General features: G+C 36.0%; 19 protein-coding genes. 13 read left to right on the forward strand and 6 right to left on the reverse strand.

Translation table 11 applies throughout. The features are described from left to right. Positions 1 to 34: 34 nt before the first annotated feature. Positions 35 to 1288 (reverse strand): efflux RND transporter periplasmic adaptor subunit, encoded by a 1254-nt coding sequence (locus PBT91_RS00390; protein ID WP_270059835.1) that lies wholly within the window; start codon positions 1286 to 1288, stop codon positions 35 to 37. A gap of 261 nt (positions 1289 to 1549) precedes the next feature. Between PBT91_RS00390 and PBT91_RS00395 the strand changes: the two genes are divergently transcribed. From PBT91_RS00395 to PBT91_RS00405, 3 genes are all read left to right on the forward strand, one after another. Beyond that, complete coding sequence (locus PBT91_RS00395; protein ID WP_270059836.1) at positions 1550 to 2896, forward strand: sigma-54-dependent transcriptional regulator; 1347 nt, start codon at positions 1550 to 1552, stop codon at positions 2894 to 2896. Continuing rightward, entirely contained in the window at positions 2886 to 4238 is a 1353-nt protein-coding gene (locus PBT91_RS00400; protein WP_270059837.1) for a sensor histidine kinase, read from the forward strand. Before PBT91_RS00395 ends, PBT91_RS00400 begins: the two co-directional genes overlap by 11 nt. A 182-nt stretch (positions 4239 to 4420) precedes the next feature. Then, positions 4421 to 4672 carry a hypothetical protein gene (locus PBT91_RS00405; RefSeq protein WP_270059838.1) on the forward strand — a complete coding sequence of 84 codons (252 nt, stop codon included), beginning with the start codon at positions 4421 to 4423 and terminating at the stop codon, positions 4670 to 4672. Here the strand turns inward: PBT91_RS00405 and PBT91_RS00410 are convergent. After that, the gene (locus PBT91_RS00410; RefSeq protein ID WP_270059839.1) at positions 4656 to 5243 is read right to left on the reverse strand and encodes a riboflavin synthase; all 588 of its coding nucleotides are present in this window, start codon (positions 5241 to 5243) and stop codon (positions 4656 to 4658) included. The genes PBT91_RS00405 and PBT91_RS00410 overlap by 17 nt on opposite strands. Before the next feature lie 60 nt (positions 5244 to 5303). Here PBT91_RS00410 and pdxA point away from each other — a divergent pair, with 60 nt between their 5' ends. The 10 genes from pdxA (at position 5304) to PBT91_RS00460 (ending at position 13322) form a co-directional block, all read left to right on the forward strand. Further along, the gene (pdxA, locus tag PBT91_RS00415; protein ID WP_270059840.1) at positions 5304 to 6350 is read left to right on the forward strand and encodes a 4-hydroxythreonine-4-phosphate dehydrogenase PdxA; all 1047 of its coding nucleotides are present in this window, start codon (positions 5304 to 5306) and stop codon (positions 6348 to 6350) included. Between the two features lie 95 nt (positions 6351 to 6445). After that, positions 6446 to 6979: a YceD family protein gene (locus tag PBT91_RS00420; protein ID WP_270059841.1), complete on the forward strand. Its 534-nt coding sequence runs from the start codon at positions 6446 to 6448 to the stop codon at positions 6977 to 6979. Between the two features lie 13 nt (positions 6980 to 6992). After that, positions 6993 to 7190: a 50S ribosomal protein L32 gene (gene rpmF, locus PBT91_RS00425; RefSeq protein ID WP_270059842.1), complete on the forward strand. Its 198-nt coding sequence runs from the start codon at positions 6993 to 6995 to the stop codon at positions 7188 to 7190. A 179-nt stretch (positions 7191 to 7369) separates the two neighbouring features. Next, complete coding sequence (locus PBT91_RS00430) at positions 7370 to 8365, forward strand: beta-ketoacyl-ACP synthase III (protein WP_270059843.1); 996 nt, start codon at positions 7370 to 7372, stop codon at positions 8363 to 8365. Between the two features lie 18 nt (positions 8366 to 8383). Further along, entirely contained in the window at positions 8384 to 8887 is a 504-nt protein-coding gene (accB, locus tag PBT91_RS00435) for an acetyl-CoA carboxylase biotin carboxyl carrier protein (protein WP_270059844.1), read from the forward strand. A 52-nt stretch (positions 8888 to 8939) separates the two neighbouring features. After that, on the forward strand, positions 8940 to 10289 hold the full coding sequence (gene accC / locus PBT91_RS00440) for an acetyl-CoA carboxylase biotin carboxylase subunit (protein WP_270059845.1): 1350 nt from the start codon (positions 8940 to 8942) through the stop codon (positions 10287 to 10289). Between the two features lie 161 nt (positions 10290 to 10450). Beyond that, the gene (locus PBT91_RS00445; RefSeq protein ID WP_270059846.1) at positions 10451 to 11566 is read left to right on the forward strand and encodes an NAD(P)/FAD-dependent oxidoreductase; all 1116 of its coding nucleotides are present in this window, start codon (positions 10451 to 10453) and stop codon (positions 11564 to 11566) included. Beyond that, the gene (mtgA, locus tag PBT91_RS00450; protein WP_270059847.1) at positions 11563 to 12258 is read left to right on the forward strand and encodes a monofunctional biosynthetic peptidoglycan transglycosylase; all 696 of its coding nucleotides are present in this window, start codon (positions 11563 to 11565) and stop codon (positions 12256 to 12258) included. The genes PBT91_RS00445 and mtgA overlap by 4 nt, the downstream gene beginning before the upstream one ends. A gap of 9 nt (positions 12259 to 12267) precedes the next feature. After that, positions 12268 to 12717 (forward strand): transcription elongation factor, encoded by a 450-nt coding sequence (locus tag PBT91_RS00455; RefSeq protein WP_270059848.1) that lies wholly within the window; start codon positions 12268 to 12270, stop codon positions 12715 to 12717. A gap of 41 nt (positions 12718 to 12758) precedes the next feature. Next, entirely contained in the window at positions 12759 to 13322 is a 564-nt protein-coding gene (locus PBT91_RS00460) for a porin family protein (protein ID WP_270059849.1), read from the forward strand. On the opposite strand, the gene PBT91_RS00465 is transcribed toward PBT91_RS00460, so the two are convergent. The 4 genes from PBT91_RS00465 to mscL all read right to left on the reverse strand — a co-directional run bounded on the left by PBT91_RS00465 (position 13319) and on the right by mscL (position 18483). Beyond that, on the reverse strand, positions 13319 to 14293 hold the full coding sequence (locus tag PBT91_RS00465; RefSeq protein WP_270059850.1) for an ABC transporter ATP-binding protein: 975 nt from the start codon (positions 14291 to 14293) through the stop codon (positions 13319 to 13321). The two genes, PBT91_RS00460 and PBT91_RS00465, sit on opposite strands and share 4 nt — an antisense overlap. 252 nt (positions 14294 to 14545) lie before the next feature. After that, positions 14546 to 16714, reverse strand: coding sequence for a prolyl oligopeptidase family serine peptidase (locus PBT91_RS00470; RefSeq protein WP_270059851.1), 2169 nt, complete (start codon positions 16712 to 16714; stop codon positions 14546 to 14548). A gap of 98 nt (positions 16715 to 16812) precedes the next feature. Beyond that, positions 16813 to 17802, reverse strand: coding sequence for an aspartate-semialdehyde dehydrogenase (locus tag PBT91_RS00475; RefSeq protein ID WP_270059852.1), 990 nt, complete (start codon positions 17800 to 17802; stop codon positions 16813 to 16815). A gap of 240 nt (positions 17803 to 18042) precedes the next feature. After that, positions 18043 to 18483 carry a large conductance mechanosensitive channel protein MscL gene (gene mscL, locus PBT91_RS00480; protein ID WP_270059853.1) on the reverse strand — a complete coding sequence of 147 codons (441 nt, stop codon included), beginning with the start codon at positions 18481 to 18483 and terminating at the stop codon, positions 18043 to 18045. Between the last annotated feature and the right edge of the window lie 41 nt (positions 18484 to 18524).

Consider the following 18524-nt stretch of genomic DNA (forward strand, 5'->3'; position numbering starts at 1 on the left):
TTCCTGAAAATAATTATACTTAAAATTATAGAATTTAGTCTTTTAGTACCAGCTCTTGAATATCTTCATAATGGCTATAGCTTGAAGTAATTACCCGGTCGCCAGGTTCTAATCCAGAAAGTACCTCGTAATATTCGGTATTTTGGCTACCCAATTGAATATCGGTTTTGTATGCTATGCTACCGTCTTCACTTACTTTAAAAATCCAGTTTCCGCCAGTTTCCTGAAAGAATCCTCCCTTCGGAATTAGCAAAGCTTCTTTTTCTTGGCTTAAAGCTACTCTAATTTGTAACGTTTGCCCTCTTCTTATTTTTTCTGGAGCCTCTTCCAAAAAGGTCATATCTACCTGAAATCTTCCGTTAGCCACCTGTGTATAAACTTTTCTGATTTCCAGCGTATATTTTTTTCCGTCGAAATTAAAACTTCCCTGCTGCCCGGCGTAAATTCGTGATATGTAATGTTCATCGACGTCTACACGAACTTTATAACCGCTAATCACGTCGATTTGTCCCAGGCGCTCCCCTTTAGATTTAGATTGTCCAATTTCAGCATCTAAAGAAGTCAGTTGCCCATCAACAGGAGCTCTCACTACAAGATCCTCAACTTTTTTCCGCATTAATTCTAAAGCTTTTCGGGTTTTTTCGTAAGATTCTCTCGCCTGCACATTTTCTTGTTTAGAAGAAATAGAGTCTTGTTGCAGCACTCTTTTGGTTAGGGCTAAACGATCTTTTTGATAATTGTAGTTGTTTTTGGTTTCCAAGTATTCCTGTTTTGCTACCACACCTTTTTCGAAAAGTTTTTTATTCAGTTTATATTTTCTCTCGGTTTCTTTAAGGCTGCTTTTTACTTCAGTAAGTTGGTTAAGTTTATTGATGGTGTTTTCTCTGGATGCATTTTGTGTACGTTGCATTTGGGTTAGGAGGTTGTATACCTGAGTTTCCTGATTTACCAAACTCAATTCCAGATCGGTATTCGATAATCGAAGAATTGGTTCATCTTTTTTCATTATTGCGCCGTCTTCAACAAATTTTTCTTCTACACGACCACCTTCTAAAGCATCCAGGTAAATTGTGGTAATAGGCATCACCACTCCGTTTACCGGAATGTTCTCCTGAAAGATATCTTTTTTAACGGTATTGATGCTGATGCGCTCTTTTTCAACATTAAGTCGGGTGCTACCGCTTGAGGAGAGTAAGACAAAAACAATTAGCCCAATCAAAAGTATAACGCCAATGATCATCGCAATTCTTTTAAGAGTAAATCGTTTCTTTTCTATTGGTATATCCATTTTGGTTAATATTGTCTAATTTGATATTGGTTGTTATTTAAACTCTTTTTGCTGAAATTGAAATTCACTTTGTTTTAATTATAAGTTATAATGATGCCAAAAACATAAAGTTCTAAAAATCAGATGTTTGAAATTTTATTCAGGATAAAAAGTGTTCAGTTTTAAGACACTAAGTGTTCGAAAACAAAACAGAAATGTGAGATGTTAAATTTCTGAAGTCATTTTTATTTATAGGTATTAGAAAGTCGTAATATTGTAAGTATGCAACTGAAGAATGCGAACATACTGGTTATAGACGACGATCCCGATGTATTAACTGCATTGCGCATCATGCTGAAATCTTTGGCGAATAAAGTAGTTACCGAAAAGAATCCGAATAATATTACTTCACTTTTAGAGCAAGAAAAATTTGATTTAGTAATTCTTGATATGAACTTCAACGGAGTCGTAAATACCGGTAACGAAGGGATTTTTTGGCTTAATAAAATCAAACAAATCGATAAAAAAGTAGATGTTATCCTAATTACCGCTTATGCCGATATCGATTTGGCGATTCGATCGCTAAAAAAAGGAGCTTCAGATTTTTTGGTGAAACCCTGGAAGAATCAAAAAGTGATCGATGCATTAAAAGCGCTAGTTGAAAAAAAATCGTTAAAACCACAAATATCGAGACCTACTGCTGCCGGAAATAAAATTATCGGCGAAAGTGAAGAAATGCAGCTGGTTTTTGAGAAGCTCAAAAAAGTTGCACCTACAGATGCCAATGTTTTGATTTTGGGTGAAAATGGTACCGGTAAAGATTTGGTTGCCCGAGCGGTACACGATCAATCCCTTCGGAAAAATAAGCCTTTCGTAAAAGTAGATGTGGGTGCGCTGACGGAGAGTTTATTTGAAAGTGAACTTTTTGGATATAAAAAAGGAGCATTTACCGATGCGCGTGAAGATCGAAAAGGACGTTTTGAAGCGGCCAACGGCGGTACACTTTTTCTAGATGAAATAGGGAATATTAGTTTACGCCAGCAGGCAAGATTGCTTACGGTTTTACAAAACCGAACGATTACGCCCTTAGGGTCCAACGAAAATATTCCAATCGATATTCGATTAATTTGTGCTACAAATTTAGAATTGAGTGATCTGGCTGATGAGAATACATTCAGGAAAGATTTGATTTATCGAATCAATACCGTAGATTTTATGGTGCCGCCACTTCGCGATCGCGGTACCGATATTACATTGCTAAGCCGATATTTTACAGATCTATATGCTGAAAAATATTTTAAAGTACCGTTTTCAATTGATAAAGAATTTTTTAGTAAGCTGAAATCACATACTTTTCCCGGGAACGTTCGGGAACTTCAGTATGTTATAGAAAGGGCGGTAATAATGGCCGATAATGATACTCTTACTGCGGAAGATCTGGTATTTTCTGGATTAGAAAAATCGATATCCACTTCAAGCGGAATTCAGGAAACAAATCTCGAAACCGTAGAGAAGAAAACCATCCTGAAGGTGATCGAAAAAAACAAAGGAAATATCTCTAAATCGGCTAAAGAATTAGGGATTACAAGGGCAGCTTTGTATCGCAGACTTAATAAATATGACTTATAAAAAATACAGTTTAGGCGTTTTGCTAAGACTGCTGATTTTAACGGGGTCTTTAACTGCCGTTGCTTTTGGGATAAGTCTGCACCAAATAGCATTGATCATTGTAGGAGCAATCCTGGCTTTGGTGGTATTTTATAACCTGTATAAATTTATCACCCGTCGTTTTATAGCGATGGACGATTTTTTTGAATCGGTTAAATACAACGATTTTTCCAGACGTTTTGTAAGCAAAGGAGCACCTGAGGATTTGTCTCGACTTCATGAGGGTTTCAATTTGATAAATGATAAAATTCGGGAGATTAATTCCAATAAGGAAGCACAGTATCTTTATCTTCAGAAAATATTAGAAATGGTAGATGTTGGCATCATTTCTTATAATCAAAAAACAGGCGATGTGCTTTGGGCGAACGAGGCAATCAAGAAAACCCTGAGTATCCCATCCTTCAAAAATATAAAATTTCTTAAAAGCCGAAAACCGAAATTATTCGAGACCATTTTTGAAATGAGCCATCTTACCGGAAGTTCTATAAGCATTAATGTAAATGGTGAAAAGATAAAAGTATTGGTTTCTGAAACGGTTTTTTATGAAAACGAACATTCATTTAAGATCATTTTACTTCAAAATATTGATGAAACCCTTAATCAAAATGAATCTGAAGCCTGGAAAAAGTTACTGAGTGTGATGACGCATGAAATCATGAATTCTATCGCACCAATTTCTTCGCTGGCCGATACTTTGCAATATCAGGTCACCGAAAACCTGAAGAATCCTGAAGAAAATACTTTAGATATTTCAGATTTAAATGAAGCGATAGGAAGTATTAAAAAGCGAAGCGAAGGATTGATGAAATTCGCTAAAACCTATCGTAGTTTAAATAAAGTCACGCATATAAACCGAAATAATGTATTTGTAGAAGATCTTTTTGCTTCGATAGAGCGGTTAATGCGACCATCATTGGCTTCTAAGAATATCGACTTATATTTTGAGCTTTCTAATCTACAACTACAAATAAAGATCGATAGTTATCTTATCGAGCAGGTGCTAATTAATCTGATCGTGAATGCGAGAGATGCTTTACAGGAAATTGAAAATGCAGAAATCTATGTAACCGCAAAAGCAACTACAGATGGTTACACCGTTATTAAAGTTATTGATAATGGAAATGGCATTCCGCAGGAAATCCAAGAAACGATATTTGTTCCTTTCTTCACAACAAAAAAAAATGGTAGCGGAATCGGTTTAAGCTTATGTAAGCAAATTATGATGTTGCATAAGGGGAAAATTCAGATTCACAGTGCGCAAAATAAAGGCACGGTAATTGGACTTTATTTTCAGAACAAATAAATAGCAGCTTGTTTAAACCTTACTTATTGAGAAAACTAAATCGTTGTATTGGAATTTGAGCGACTTATTAGGGTGATTCAACGAAAAAAAAGATTAGAAGGCTTTGGATTAAGTAGTTTTGTGTCCTGAAATAAAACCTTTGTTAGTTGTTTTGCGTAAATTTAATTAGGTACTATAAATATATGAAGAATAGAATTACTATATTTTTTTTATTTATGAATTCAATGTTATTCGCTCAAGCGGAAGTTGATGATTGTACTACTTGTCCTCCTAATTATGTATGTTATGAGGGCTCATGCATTCCTAACTCAGGAGGCCCGCCACCACCAGGATTGGACGCTCCTATAGACAAAGAAATTCCGTTTACGCTTTTTGCAGGATTGGTATTCGGAGCGATGTATGTTTATAAAACAAAGTCTAAGAGAGTTCAGTAATCCTTTTAACATACTTACCAATAACATCAAATTCTAAATTGATAATAGAGCCTTCTTTAAGATATTTAAAAGTCGTATTCTCATAAGTATAAGGGATAATTGCTACAGAGAAAGAGTTTCTTTTAGAATTAACCACCGTAAGACTTACTCCGTTTACGGTAATTGAACCTTTTTCAATAGTAATATTATTCAATTTTGGATCGTATTCAAAAGTAAATTGCCAGCTTCCATCGATCTCTTTAACTTCAATACATTTCGCTGTTTGGTCTACATGGCCCTGTACGATATGGCCGTCTAAACGATCGCCAAGCTTCATTCCTCTTTCTAAATTCACAAAATCATTTTCAGCTAATGAACTTAGATTAGTTTTGTTTAGTGTTTCCTGAATAGCGGTAACAATATAGCTATAATCTTTTATTGAAACTACCGTAAGACAAACCCCGTTATGAGCGACACTTTGGTCAATCTTTAATTCAGGAGTCATTTTTGCTTCAATTTCAATATGTAGATTAGAGCCTTCTTTTGCCAGATTCTTTATTTTTCCTACCTCTTCTATTATCCCAGTAAACATGTATTCTATAATATTGGTTACATTTGTTATGTAAAAGTAAAATATATATTTGAAGGAAGTATGAAACATCCTAAAAAGATAAAACTAGGAATTAGTATAGGTGATTTGAATGGTATTGGAAGTGAGATTGTACTTAAAACATTCGATGATTCAAGAATGTTAGAATTTTGTACTCCCGTCATATTTGCCTCTACCAAAATTATTTCATTTTTAAAGAAAAAGTATAAACTCGGAATCAACTTTCAGGGTATTGATAATGCGGAAGAAGTTATCGATGGTAAAATTAACATCGTAAATGTATGGAAAGAAAGCGTAACTATAAATTTTGGAGAAGAAGATTTAAAAGTTGGGGAATATGCTTTTAAATCTCTGGAAGCTGCGACTGAAGCTTTAAAGAACGATAAAATTGACGCTCTTGTAACTGCGCCAATTAATAAACACACTATCCAGTCAGAAAAATTTAATTTTCCAGGACATACCGATTATTTGGCGAAAGAATTACAAGGAGAAAGTCTTATGCTAATGATTACAGACGATTTAAAAGTCGGACTACTTACTGATCATGTGGCATTAAAGGATATTGCTGAAGTAATTACTCCGGAATTAATTAAAAAGAAAATTAGAATTATTCAGCAAACTTTAAAACAGGATTTTAGAATTCGGAAGCCAAAAATAGCTGTTTTAGGGATTAATCCACATAGCGGAGATAATGGGGTGATTGGTAAAGAAGATGAAGAAGTTTTAAAACCTACACTTAATGAGTTTCGAGAAAAAGGGGAGTTGGTTTACGGGCCATTTTCAGCCGACAGCTTTTTTGGCTCTAAAAATTATAAAAATTTTGATGCCGTAATAGCTTCATATCACGATCAGGGATTAATACCATTTAAAACACTTTCTTTTGGACGCGGTGTAAATTTCACTGCAGGGCTAAGTAAAGTGAGAACTTCACCAGATCATGGAACGGCCTTCGAAATTGCTGGAACAAACTCAGCCAATATAAGTTCGTTTAAGGAAGCTGTATTTAAGGCAATTGAGATTTCTAGCTGTAGAAATGAGTATATGGAATTAACTGAAAATCCATTAAAAAGGCAGAGTAAAAAGATATAAACAAAAAATTGTTTATAAAAAGCTTTTAGTTTATTTTATTTTTTATCTTTGCAGCCGCCTTTGTAAAAGGGCGAAAACTCAAAACTGAGGACGACATGAGGAAAATGAAAGCCTATACGATCCCTTTTGTGGGGTTAAAGCTTGGAAAGCACCAGTTTGAGTACAAGATTGACAATGAGTTCTTTGAGCATTTTGAGTACGAAGAGTTTAATAATGCCGATGTTAAAGTCGACTTATTATTCGAAAAGAAAACCACAATGATGGAGCTTACTTTTGAAGCTTCAGGAACAGTAAATGTAAATTGTGACATTACAAACGAGCCTTACGACCAGCCAATAGACAGTAGTTTATTTTTGGTTATTAAATTTGGCGAAGAGTTTAATGATGACAATGAGGATTTGCTAATCATACCACATGGTGAGTTTGAAGTAAACGTACAGCAATATATTTACGAACTAATTGTTCTTGCAGTTCCTGCAAAAAAGATTCATCCTGGAGTAGAAGACGGGAGCTTAAAATCTGACGTGTTGGAAAAACTGGAAGAGTTAAGCTTGGGCAGTAAAGAAAAGAAAGATGGGGACGATATTGATCCCCGATGGGATAAATTAAAAAATTTACTAAACGATTAAATAATAGTAAGCCATGGCACATCCAAAGAGAAAGGTATCTAAAACCAGAAGGGATAAAAGAAGAACTCATTACAAAGCGACAGCACCAAAGATCGCTACAGATCCTACGACTGGTGAGGCACATTTATATCACAGAGCGCACTGGCACGAAGGTAAATTATACTACCGTGGCCAGGTGTTAATTGATAACACTGAAGAAGTAGAAGCTTAATTTTGATTAGGGCTTCAAAGAAATATATAGAAACTCTCACAACGTGGGAGTTTTTTGTTTTTAGTTGATTAAGTCCCAAAAAGACCTTAATTTGCACCCCTGTTTACAGAAATTTTAGTACATTTCTCTAATTGTTTGTACACTAACCAGCTGCAAACAAGGTGTATAAATTCAATTCTATGAATAAAATCACAGCAGCCATAACAGCTGTAGGTGGCTATGTGCCAGAAGATGTGTTGACCAACAAAATGTTGGAGGAGATGGTAGAAACCAATGACGAATGGATTACTACCAGAACTGGAATTAAGGAAAGAAGAATTTTAAAAGACCCCAATAAAGGAACTTCATATTTAGGGATTCAGGCAGCTAAAGACCTTATCAATAAATCTGGTTTAAACCCTGAAGAAATCGATATGGTAATATTGGCTTCTGCAACACCAGATATGCCGGTGGCTGCAACAGGAGTTCATGTAGCTTCAGAAATTGGCGCCGTTAACGCATTTTCCTACGATTTACAGGCAGCCTGTTCAGGCTTTTTATATGCAATGTCCACAGGTGCGGCCTATATAGAATCTGGCCGTTACAAAAAAGTATTGGTTATAGGAGCAGATAAAATGTCTTCTATTATTGATTATACAGATAGGACAACCTGCATTATATTTGGCGATGGAGCCGGAGCTGTATTAATGGAGCCCAACGAAGATGGTTATGGTCTTCAAGATGAAATTTTAAGAAGTGATTCAATTGGTAGAAATTCTCTCAGAATAGAGGCTGGCGGTTCTTTATTACCTCCCTCTGAAGAGACTATCGCTAAAAAGCTACACTACGTAAAACAAGACGGTAAAACGGTATTTAAATATGCTGTTTCTAACATGGCCGGTGTAAGTGCTCAGATTATGGAGCGTAATAATTTGACTAATGAAGATGTTGATTGGCTTATTGCCCATCAGGCCAATAAAAGAATTATTGGCGCTACTGCAAGTAGAATGGGAGTTGTAGATGAAAAAGTACTAATGAATATTGAAAGATATGGTAATACAACTTCTGCTACACTACCTTTGTTGCTTAGTGATTACGAAAAGAAATTTAAAAAAGGAGATAATCTAATATTTGCATCATTTGGAGGTGGTTTCACATGGGGAGCTACGTATCTAAAATGGGCTTATAATTCTTAAAATAACACCCTTATTATTATGGATTTAAAAGAAATTCAGAATTTAATAAAGTTTGTTGCCAAGTCTGGTGCCAGTGAGGTAAAGCTGGAGACCGGTGATGTGAAAATCACGATTAGAACAGGCTCAGACGAAAAAGAAACTACTGTTGTGCAACAAGTGCCAATGGGTGGCCAAGTACAACCACAAATGCCGGTACAACAACAAGCACCTGCACCTGCGGCACCGCAAGAAACGGCAGCGCCTAAAGAGGAAGCAAAACCTGCTGAAGATGATAATGCTAAATATATTACCGTAAAATCTCCTATCATAGGAACTTTTTACCGTAAGCCTTCACCAGATAAGCCTGTATTTGCAGAAGTAGGTGATACTATAAAAGAAGGTGATGTACTTTGTGTGATAGAGGCAATGAAACTTTTCAATGAAATTGAAAGTGAAGTTTCTGGTAAAATCGTAAAAGTATTGGTAGACGATTCGTCACCGGTAGAGTTCGATCAGCCTTTATTCTTAGTAGATCCTTCTTAATTCTTGCCAATTTTTGTACAGAGATTTTTCTCTGTAAATAAAAACCACAGGTATGTTCAAAAAAATATTAATTGCCAATAGGGGAGAGATCGCAATGCGTATTATCCGTACTTGTAAAGAGATGGGGATAAAAACGGTGGCGGTTTATTCTACTGCCGATGCAGAAAGTCTTCATGTAAGATTTGCAGATGAAGCAGTATGTATAGGACCTCCTCAAAGTAATTTGTCTTATTTAAAGATTGCGAATATCATATCGGCAGCAGAAATAACTAATGCTGATGCTATTCACCCAGGATACGGTTTCCTTTCAGAAAATGCTAAGTTTTCTAAGATTTGTGAAGAACACGACATTAAATTTATTGGTGCTTCTGCAGAGATGATTAGCAAAATGGGGGATAAAGCTACTGCTAAAGCTACAATGAAAGCTGCAGGAGTTCCTTGCGTTCCGGGATCTGAAGGGATCTTAAAAGATTACGACGAATGTCTAAAATTAGCTAAAGAAATAGGTTTTCCTGTAATGCTTAAAGCTACTGCCGGCGGTGGTGGTAAAGGAATGCGTGCTGTTTGGAAAGAAGAAAATCTTCAGGCAGCCTGGGATTCTGCACGTCAGGAAGCAGGAGCTGCTTTCGGAAATGACGGTATGTATATGGAGAAACTTATCGAAGAGCCTCGACATATCGAAATTCAGGTAATTGGTGATCAAACTGGTAAAGCCTGTCACCTTTCAGAAAGAGACTGTTCTGTACAACGTCGTCACCAAAAATTAACCGAGGAAACTCCATCTCCTTTTATGACGCCAAAGTTGCGTAAGCAAATGGGAGAAGCAGCAGTAAAAGCAGCAGAATTCATTAAATATGAAGGTGCTGGTACGGTAGAATTTTTAGTGGATAAACACCGTAAGTTCTATTTTATGGAGATGAATACTCGTATTCAGGTAGAGCATCCAATTACAGAGCAAGTGATCGATTACGACCTAATTCGTGAACAAATTTTAGTGGCAGCAGGAATTCCTATTTCAGGGAAGAACTACGAGCCGCAATTACATTCTATCGAATGTCGTATCAATGCTGAAGATCCCTACAATGGCTTTAGACCATCACCAGGAAAGATCGAGACATTGCATACACCAGGTGGACACGGAATTCGTATCGATACCCATGTGTACAGTGGATACATCATTCCGCCACATTACGATTCTATGATCGCTAAATTAATTACTACCGCACAAACGCGTGAGGAAGCAATTAATAAAATGAAACGTGCTTTAGATGAATTCGTGATTGAAGGAATTAAAACTACTATTCCTTTCCATCGTCAGTTGATGGACGATCCAAGATATGTAGCTGGTAATTATACCACTGCATTTATGGACGATTTTAAAATGAATCCAGCAGAAGAATAATCAATATCGATTTTCAATAAAATGAAGCCTCGTTTTTACGAGGCTTTTTTTTGGTCTTTATTCAATATTTTTCTTAATTGAGTAAGAAAATTTATTCCATATCATTTAAATACAGCTGAAATTATAAAACTTTCCGTAATTTGAGATTGTAAATTTTTAGTATGAATTTTTCGTATTGGGAGCAAAAAAGCTGGCTGTCTGATCTCGATTTTGTAATCGTAGGAAGTGGGATAACGGGGCTAAATTGTGCATTTCAGCTTCATAAAGATTATCCGGGTTCTAATATTTTAATTCTTGAAAAAGGTTTGTTGCCTGAAGGGGCAAGTACAAAAAATGCTGGTTTTGCTTGTTTTGGGAGTCTTTCTGAGATCTTAGAAGATCTTAAAGTGCTATCCGAAGAAGACGTTGTCGCTTTAATTCAGAAACGATTGAATGGATTAAAATTACTTCGGAAGAATTTAGGCGATGAAGAAATCGGATTTAAGAATCATGGCGGTTACGAGATATTTTTAGAGAAGGACAAAGTGCTTTTTGAAAAATGCGTTGCTGAAATGACCAATATTAATCAATTGCTTCATGAAGTTTTTGAAACTGATTGTTTTATGCTTTCTGATAATAAATTTAATTTCAAAAATACTACTGAAAAACTCATTTTTAATCCATTTGAATCACAGATCGATACCGGGAAAATGATGACTCAATTATTACGAAAAGTTTATAAAAAAGGTATCCGAATTTTGAATAATATTGGCGTCCAAAATTTTGAAGATTTAGGCAATAAAGTGATCGTTAAAACATCGAATTTCGAGTTGGGGTGCAGAAAATTATTTATCGCCACAAATGGATTTGCTTCCAAATTTGGGATTAATGATGTAAAGCCGGCTAGAGCTCAGGTTTTGGTGACTAAGCCCATAGAAAATCTTCAGATTAAGGGAACATTTCATTTAGATAAGGGATTTTATTATTTCAGAAATATAAATAATAGAATTCTTTTAGGCGGTGGAAGAAATTTAGATATTAAAGGAGAAGAAACCATTCAATTTGGACAAACAGAACTCATTCAGCAAAAATTAGAAGAGCTGTTGAAAACAACGATTTTGCCCGATCAGGAATTCGAGATCGACCAGCGATGGAGCGGAATCATGGGAATGGGAAAGAATAAAAAACCTGAAATTGGTCGATTGTCGGCTAATGTTTTTTACGGTGTAAAATTAGGCGGAATGGGAATCGCCATAGGAAGTTTGGTAGGTAAAGAACTAGCAAAAGTTAGCGAATGATTAAAAAAATATTTCGATTTATAGCAAAACTTATAGGGTGGTTCTTTCTAATCACTTTTTTACTGGTGCTTATTTTTAAATGGTTGCCGGTACCTTTTACACCGCTTATGGCAATCAGATATTTCGAGCATCCAGATGAAGAAATAAAACATGATTGGGTGCCAATTGAAGATATTTCAAAAAACCTGCAACTGGCCGTAATCTGTAGCGAAGATCAAAATTTTGAAAATCATAGCGGTTTTGATATTGAAGCCATTCAGAAAGCCATAGAAAATAACAAAAAAGGAAAACGAGTTCGTGGTGCCAGTACCATTTCGCAGCAAACCGCTAAAAACGCTTTTTTATGGCCTGGTAGAAATTATGTGCGTAAAGGTCTTGAAGCTTATTTCACTTTTTTGATGGAACTTTTATGGAGCAAAGAACGTATTCTGGAAGTTTATTTAAATAGTATAGAAATGGGCAAAGGAGTTTACGGCGCACAGGAAGCAGCTCAATCTTGGTTTAAAAAGGATGCTATAAATTTAAGTCCTGCTGAAGCTGCCGCAATTGCCGCTATTTTGCCTAATCCGCGTGAGTATAGGGCTAATCCTGCCAGTAATTATATAAGCCGACGAAAAAGCTGGATCACTCAACAAATGAAGTTTTACGGAGAATTTGATTTAAATAAAACAAAAGAAAGAAAGAAAAAATAGATTTAGATTTTGACGACAAAAGACCATTTATATAGCATGTGCGAGGAATACGTTGAATCTCGCATTCAGCGCATCCAAAAATCCCTAAAAGATCTTGAAGAAGATATGGAAAGTGAAGGGAAAAACAGTGCCGGCGATAAATATGAAACCGGTAGGGAGATGATGAGTGAAGAATGGAATAAACTATCCAATCAGCTCAAAGAATTTAAGCAACAAAAAGATACGCTAAAATTGGCGAAAAACAGGGAGGCTTCTAAAAGAATTCAATTAGGTTGCTTGGTAAAAACCTCCGCATCAAATTATTTTATTAGTATTCCCGTAGGCAAAATGGAACTTGATAAACACACCTTTTATGGCGTTGGTGCGAACTCACCTGTGGCAAGACTATTAATGGGAAAAACGGAAGGTGATGATTTTGAATTCAACGGAATAAAGAATAAAATTTTTACAGTGGATTAAAAAAAAGATTATATTAGTTCGCTATTTATCAATCAATTACAATGAAAAATCGATGTGCGCTAATCATCTTTTTGATTTGCTGTTTTTCTGGCTTTTCACAAGTTTCCTTTGGTGTAAAAGCTGGTGTGAATTTTACTAAAATTACTTTGGAAGATCATCCAAATGACTTTCGGTTTAGTGACAATGACGGGACGGGTTTTCATTTTGGAGCTTTTGCCGGTCTGGATTTAAATTCTTCTTTTGGATTACAAGCCGAAGCTTTGTATTCCAGGGAAGGGGTAAAAGATCAATACGCAGATTATATAAATATTCCTGTGTTTTTAAAATGGTATCCTGTCGCTCCGGTTCATCTTGGTGTTGGTCCTCAAATAGGATTTCTTGCAAATACTGAATTAAATAAAGATCAATACGAAAATGTTGTCTTTGGGGCTTTAATTAATTTAGGTGTGGATATTGCCGATTTTACAGTTAGCGTAAGATATGTAATAGGTCTTTCTAATGTTTTGGATCGAGAATTTCAGTTGGGTACTCCACCCAATATAAATCCGTTTACCATTGAGGGAAAAGAAAATAATTTTCAGCTAAGCTTAGGCTATGAGTTTTAATTGTTTTTTCGCTTTTCTATAAGTGGTTTAGAAATCACAAAATACACGGGAGCACCGCTAGGGATAGCCGAGCGATGTTCAGCAAAAACGATAGTGCCATTTAAATTTGCTTCAATTAGATAATTACTGCCTTTAAAATAGGATGCAATAACTTGTGCTTTAATTGGAGATTTTCGACTAACTTTTAGTTCTTCAGGATAAAGGATGATTTTTTTTGTTGAAGTCTCATTCTGAACAATATCTTTCAGCATCACCTCATTAACATCGCCAAACAAGGAGGCAACATATTTGTTTGGCGGATTGTTATATAAATCTTCCGGACTCGCTTTTGCATAAATCTTATGATTTTTTAAAACCATTGTAGTGTCTGCAAAAGCCAGAGCATCGGTAATATCGTGAGTGGCAATTATGCAGGTAATATGCCGCTCTTTTAAATACTTAAAAACTTTACGCCGAAGATTATTTTTTCTGAAATGATCGATATGGCTAAAAGGCTCATCTAGCAAAACCATTTCTGGTTCTTTGGCGAGAGCTCTAGCAAGTGCTACACGTTGCTGCTGGCCGCCACTAAGGAGTTTGGTTTTTTTATGGGCCATATCTTCCATTTCTACCACCTCTAGTAATTCCTGAATCCGCTTTTTCTTCTTTACCGGATACATATTACTTAAGTATTTCCCTACGTTATCAGCAACACTTAGCGGAAGCATCAGGTCGAAATCCTGAGCCAGGTATTTTATAAAATCTTCACCAGGAACCAAATTAAACTTAGGGCCAAGCAACTCTTCTTCTCCCCAAAATATTTTCCCATCGGTGTGCAATAATCCATAGATTAGCTGAAGCAAAGTACTTTTACCGCAGCCACTTTCGCCAATAATCGAGATATTTTCACCACGCTTTGCGGTTAAATTGATATGATCTAAAACCTGTTCTCCATTCTCGTAAGCAAAGGATACATTTTCTAACTTCAGCATAATTGGTGTCGTTTTAGGAAGGTTGAAGATACCCAAATTTGAAAGTTTTGGAAATAAAAAAACCGCCAGATTTCATCGAATTTGAAAACCTGGCGGGAAATGTTTTTTAGAATTTTATTTAATTTGTATGAGAACAATGCACATTTCTGTCATTCCGGACTCGATCCGGAATCTCATATTGAATTTTAAAAGCATTTATGATAAGATCCTGAATCGAGTTCAAAATGACGTGCTTTATTATCATTCAATAATCTAATCCTTCAATTCTGTATTTTCACTTGGGAGCTTTTCAAAACCCATATTATATAAAGTAAAACCAAAAATATCGGCATATTCTTCAATGATCATACTGGTTGGTTTCCCGGCACCGTGACCAGCTTTTGTTTCAATTCTAATAAGCACAGGTGCATCTCCAGCTTGTTTTTCTTGTAATTCTGCTGCGAATTTAAAAGAATGCGCAGGTACCACACGATCATCATGATCTCCTGTTGTAACCAGGGTTGCTGGATATTCAACACCTTCTTTTACATTATGAACTGGCGAATAATCATAAATGTACTCAAACATTTCTTTACTATCTTCAGAAGTTCCATAGTCATACGCCCAACCGGCTCCTGCGGTAAAGGTATGGTATCGTAACATATCCATCACGCCAACAGCAGGCAATGCTACCTTCATAAGATCCGGGCGCTGCGTCATTGTTGCACCAACCAATAAACCGCCGTTAGAACCACCTCTAATCGCTAAATAATCTTTTGAAGTGTATTTGTTTTCAATCAGATATTCTGCAGCAGCGATAAAGTCGTCAAATACATTTTGCTTTTGCATTTTAGTACCGGCATCATGCCAGGCACGACCGTACTCGCCGCCGCCACGTAGGTTTGGAACAGCATATACTCCGCCATGCTCTAACCAAACTGCATTTGCTGTACTAAAAGAAGGCGTTAAACTAATATTGAATCCGCCGTAACCGTATAAGATCGTTGGGTTTTTACCATCAAGTTCAATTCCTTTTTTAGCGGTGATGATCATAGGGATTTTTGTGCCGTCTTTAGATTTATAGAAAACCTGGCGACTTTCGTAATCATCTGGATTAAAGTTGATGTTTGGTTTATTGTAAACCTCTGAAGTTCCTTCTTCGATATCATATTTGTAAATAGTACCGGGAGTCACATAATTTGTAAACGAATAGTATAAAGTATCAGCATCTTTTTTAGCGCCAAAACCACCAGCGGAACCTAATCCCGGTAATTCTATTTCGCGAACCAGTTTTCCGTCGTAATCGTATTGTTTTACTTGCGAAACAGCATCTACCATATATTCAGTAAAAAAATAACCACCACCGGTAGATGGGCTAAGTACATTTTCGCTTTCAGGAATAAAATCTTTCCAGTTTTCTGGAGTTGGATTTGCTGCATCTACAGTTACGATTCGTTGATTTGGTGCATCAAGATTGGTAACGATATAAAGTTTGCTGCCTTCATTTTCAATCACATAAGTATCGGTGTCTTCGTTGTCGATAATCGTCTTTAATTCGGGATTCTTTTTTGATAGATCCATCATAAAAAGTTTACCTCCAGATGTCGAATTTCGGGCAGATATAAATAAAAATTTATTGTCTTCACTCACACTACCGCCAACGTAACGATGTTTTTGATCTGGTGTTCCGCCAAAGATCATTTGATCTTCAGATTGTGGCGTCCCAATTTTGTGATAGAATAAACGGTGTTGATCTGTTTTTGCTGAAAGCTCACTCCCTTCAGGCTTTTCGTAGCTTGAATAATAGAAACCTTCGTTGCCTTTCCAGGAAATACCACTGAATTTGATGTCTTTTAAGGTATCTTCAGCGACTTCTTTTGTTTTAGCGTCCAGTACGATCACTTTTCTCCAATCGCTTCCTCCTTCAGAAATACTATAAGCTGCCATTTTTCCGTTTTCAGAAAAACTTAATCCGCTTAAAGAAGTGGTTCCATCTTCACTAAATTTATTAGGATTAAGAAAAACTTCTGGTTCATCATTTTCATTTTTACGACGGTAGATTACGTATTGATTTTGTAAACCATCGTTCTTAGAGAAATAGGTGTAATCTCCCTCTTTATGAGGGGCGCCGATTTTCTCATAATTCCATATTTCAGAAAGGCGTTTTTTTAAGTCCTCTTTAAATGGAATCTTATCTAAATATCCAAAAGTGACTTTGTTTTCAGCTTTAACCCATTCTTCGGTTTCAGTACTGCGATCGTCTTCTAACCAGCGATAAGGATCTTTAACTTTGGTACCAAAATAATCGGTTACGGTATCTACTTTTTTGGTTTCGGGATAGTTTAAATTCAAAGCAGTGTCTTTTTCTTTTTTGGTTTCTTCAGAATCTTTACAGGAAGCCAGCGCGGCAAGTGTAAAAACTCCAATTACTATTTTTTTCATATGCGTGAGGTTTTGTGGAAAGCTTAAATTTATAAATAAAAAACGAGGTTGCTGAAAACAACAACCTCGTAAATATAATTTGAAAAGGGGAAATAGACTTAAACCAGCTTGTTTTCCATTAAATATTCAGCGATTTGAACAGCATTGGTAGCAGCTCCTTTTCTTAGGTTATCTGCAACCACCCAAAGATTTAAAGAATTTGGTTGTGAATAATCACGACGAATTCTACCTACAAATACTTCATTTTTACCTTCAGCATAAATTGGCATTGGGTAGGTGTTGGTATCTGGATTATCCTGAACGGTAACGCCAGGGAAATCATTTAAAAGTCTACGAACATCGGCTTCAGTAAAATCATTTTCGAATTCAAGATTTACAGACTCACTATGCCCACCAACAACAGGGATACGAATAGCTGTAGCGGTTAATGAAACCGAATCGTCTCCTAAGATCTTTTTCGTCTCATTGGTCAGTTTCATTTCTTCTTTGGTGTATCCATTATCCTGAAAAACATCACAATGTGGTAAGGCATTACGGTGAATTGGATAAGGATAGGCCATTTCTCCTTCTTTGTTTTCGTATTCGTTCTCTAACTGCTGTACAGCTTTAACTCCTGTACCTGTGATCGACTGATATGTAGAAACTACCGCACGTTTAATAGTGTATTTGTCATGCAGTGGTTTTAATGCCATTAGTAACTGAATTGTTGAACAATTTGGGTTGGCAATAATTTTATCTTCTTTTGTTAATTCTGAAGCGTTAATTTCCGGAATAACCAGCTTTTTAGAAGGATCCATTCTCCATGCCGAAGAATTATCGATAACAGTCGTACCGTTTTCAGCAAATTTTGGAGCCCATTCTAAAGAAGTTCCTCCACCGGCAGAAAAAATAGCGATTTCTGGTTTGGCAGCAACAGCATCAGCAAGGCCGATAATAGTATATTCTTTATCCTTATAAGTTACTTTCTTTCCAACCGATTTTTCTGATGCAACCGGTAATAATTCGGTTATAGGAAAATCTCTTTCGGCTAGTACTTTTAACATAACCTGCCCTACCATTCCGGTAGCGCCAACAACTGCTACTTTCATTATTTATTAATTTTATCTGCGTTAACAGATGGTTTTATAAATTTTAAATTTAATCTTTTACAAATGTATCATACCTGTTAGGATCTATCGATCATATAAGTTAGTTTTTTGAGATAAAATTATCTTTTTAAACGTATTTCTGATTTTTGTTAAAAAAAAGACCCCTCTAAAAAGAGGGGTTTTATTATACATATTTGCTATTTAAAATGTGCAGTATAGCGGTGCACGTATTGTTAAATGCTAATTAATAGCATCGCCGTTTTGCTTTTTCAATTCGTCCCTAATTTGGGCTAAAAGTTCTTCCTGTGTTGGCCCTTTTGGAGCTGCAACAGGTTTTGGATCTTCTTTTTTCTTTGTCTTTTCGTATGCTCTTAAAAACAAAAATATAAATAATGCGACAATTAGAAAATTGATAATTGCCTGAATTAGATTACCATAAGTAATTACAGCTGCTTTAGCCTCTCTGGCAGCATATAAATTAGCATAGGTTTGGCCATCTAAAGCAACAAACTTTCTGGTAAAATCTGTACCGCCTGTAAGCACGCCAATAATTGGAGTAATAACATCTTTAACCACCGAGTCTACAATGGTTTTAAAGGCAGCACCGATTACAACGGCTGTAGCAAGGGCCACAATGTCGCCCTTCATTATAAATTTCTTAAAGTCGGAATATAAACTCATGCAATAGGAATTGAATATTTACACAGTACGATATTACTGAA

It is taken from the genome of Zunongwangia sp. HGR-M22, from assembly GCF_027594425.1.
Classification (GTDB): Bacteria; Bacteroidota; Bacteroidia; order Flavobacteriales; family Flavobacteriaceae; genus Zunongwangia.

Bases quoted from the DNA above. Each gene is read 5' to 3' on its own strand.
- PBT91_RS00460 (WP_270059849.1), top strand. From the start codon at position 12,759: ATGAAAAATCGATGTGCGCTAATCATCTTTTTGATTTGCTGTTTTTCT.
- PBT91_RS00465 (WP_270059850.1), bottom strand. From the start codon at position 14,293: ATGCTGAAGTTAGAAAATGTATCCTTTGCTTACGAGAATGGAGAACAG.
- PBT91_RS00470 (WP_270059851.1), bottom strand. From the start codon at position 16,714: ATGAAAAAAATAGTAATTGGAGTTTTTACACTTGCCGCGCTGGCTTCC.
- PBT91_RS00475 (WP_270059852.1), bottom strand. From the start codon at position 17,802: ATGAAAGTAGCAGTTGTTGGCGCTACCGGAATGGTAGGGCAGGTTATG.
- accB (WP_270059844.1), top strand. From the start codon at position 8,384: ATGGATTTAAAAGAAATTCAGAATTTAATAAAGTTTGTTGCCAAGTCT.
- mscL (WP_270059853.1), bottom strand. From the start codon at position 18,483: ATGAGTTTATATTCCGACTTTAAGAAATTTATAATGAAGGGCGACATT.
- PBT91_RS00410 (WP_270059839.1), bottom strand. From the start codon at position 5,243: ATGTTTACTGGGATAATAGAAGAGGTAGGAAAAATAAAGAATCTGGCA.
- PBT91_RS00445 (WP_270059846.1), top strand. From the start codon at position 10,451: ATGAATTTTTCGTATTGGGAGCAAAAAAGCTGGCTGTCTGATCTCGAT.
- accC (WP_270059845.1), top strand. From the start codon at position 8,940: ATGTTCAAAAAAATATTAATTGCCAATAGGGGAGAGATCGCAATGCGT.
- PBT91_RS00400 (WP_270059837.1), top strand. From the start codon at position 2,886: ATGACTTATAAAAAATACAGTTTAGGCGTTTTGCTAAGACTGCTGATT.
- PBT91_RS00405 (WP_270059838.1), top strand. From the start codon at position 4,421: ATGAAGAATAGAATTACTATATTTTTTTTATTTATGAATTCAATGTTA.
- PBT91_RS00395 (WP_270059836.1), top strand. From the start codon at position 1,550: ATGCAACTGAAGAATGCGAACATACTGGTTATAGACGACGATCCCGAT.
- PBT91_RS00420 (WP_270059841.1), top strand. From the start codon at position 6,446: ATGAGGAAAATGAAAGCCTATACGATCCCTTTTGTGGGGTTAAAGCTT.
- PBT91_RS00390 (WP_270059835.1), bottom strand. From the start codon at position 1,288: ATGGATATACCAATAGAAAAGAAACGATTTACTCTTAAAAGAATTGCG.
- rpmF (WP_270059842.1), top strand. From the start codon at position 6,993: ATGGCACATCCAAAGAGAAAGGTATCTAAAACCAGAAGGGATAAAAGA.
- mtgA (WP_270059847.1), top strand. From the start codon at position 11,563: ATGATTAAAAAAATATTTCGATTTATAGCAAAACTTATAGGGTGGTTC.
- PBT91_RS00430 (WP_270059843.1), top strand. From the start codon at position 7,370: ATGAATAAAATCACAGCAGCCATAACAGCTGTAGGTGGCTATGTGCCA.
- pdxA (WP_270059840.1), top strand. From the start codon at position 5,304: ATGAAACATCCTAAAAAGATAAAACTAGGAATTAGTATAGGTGATTTG.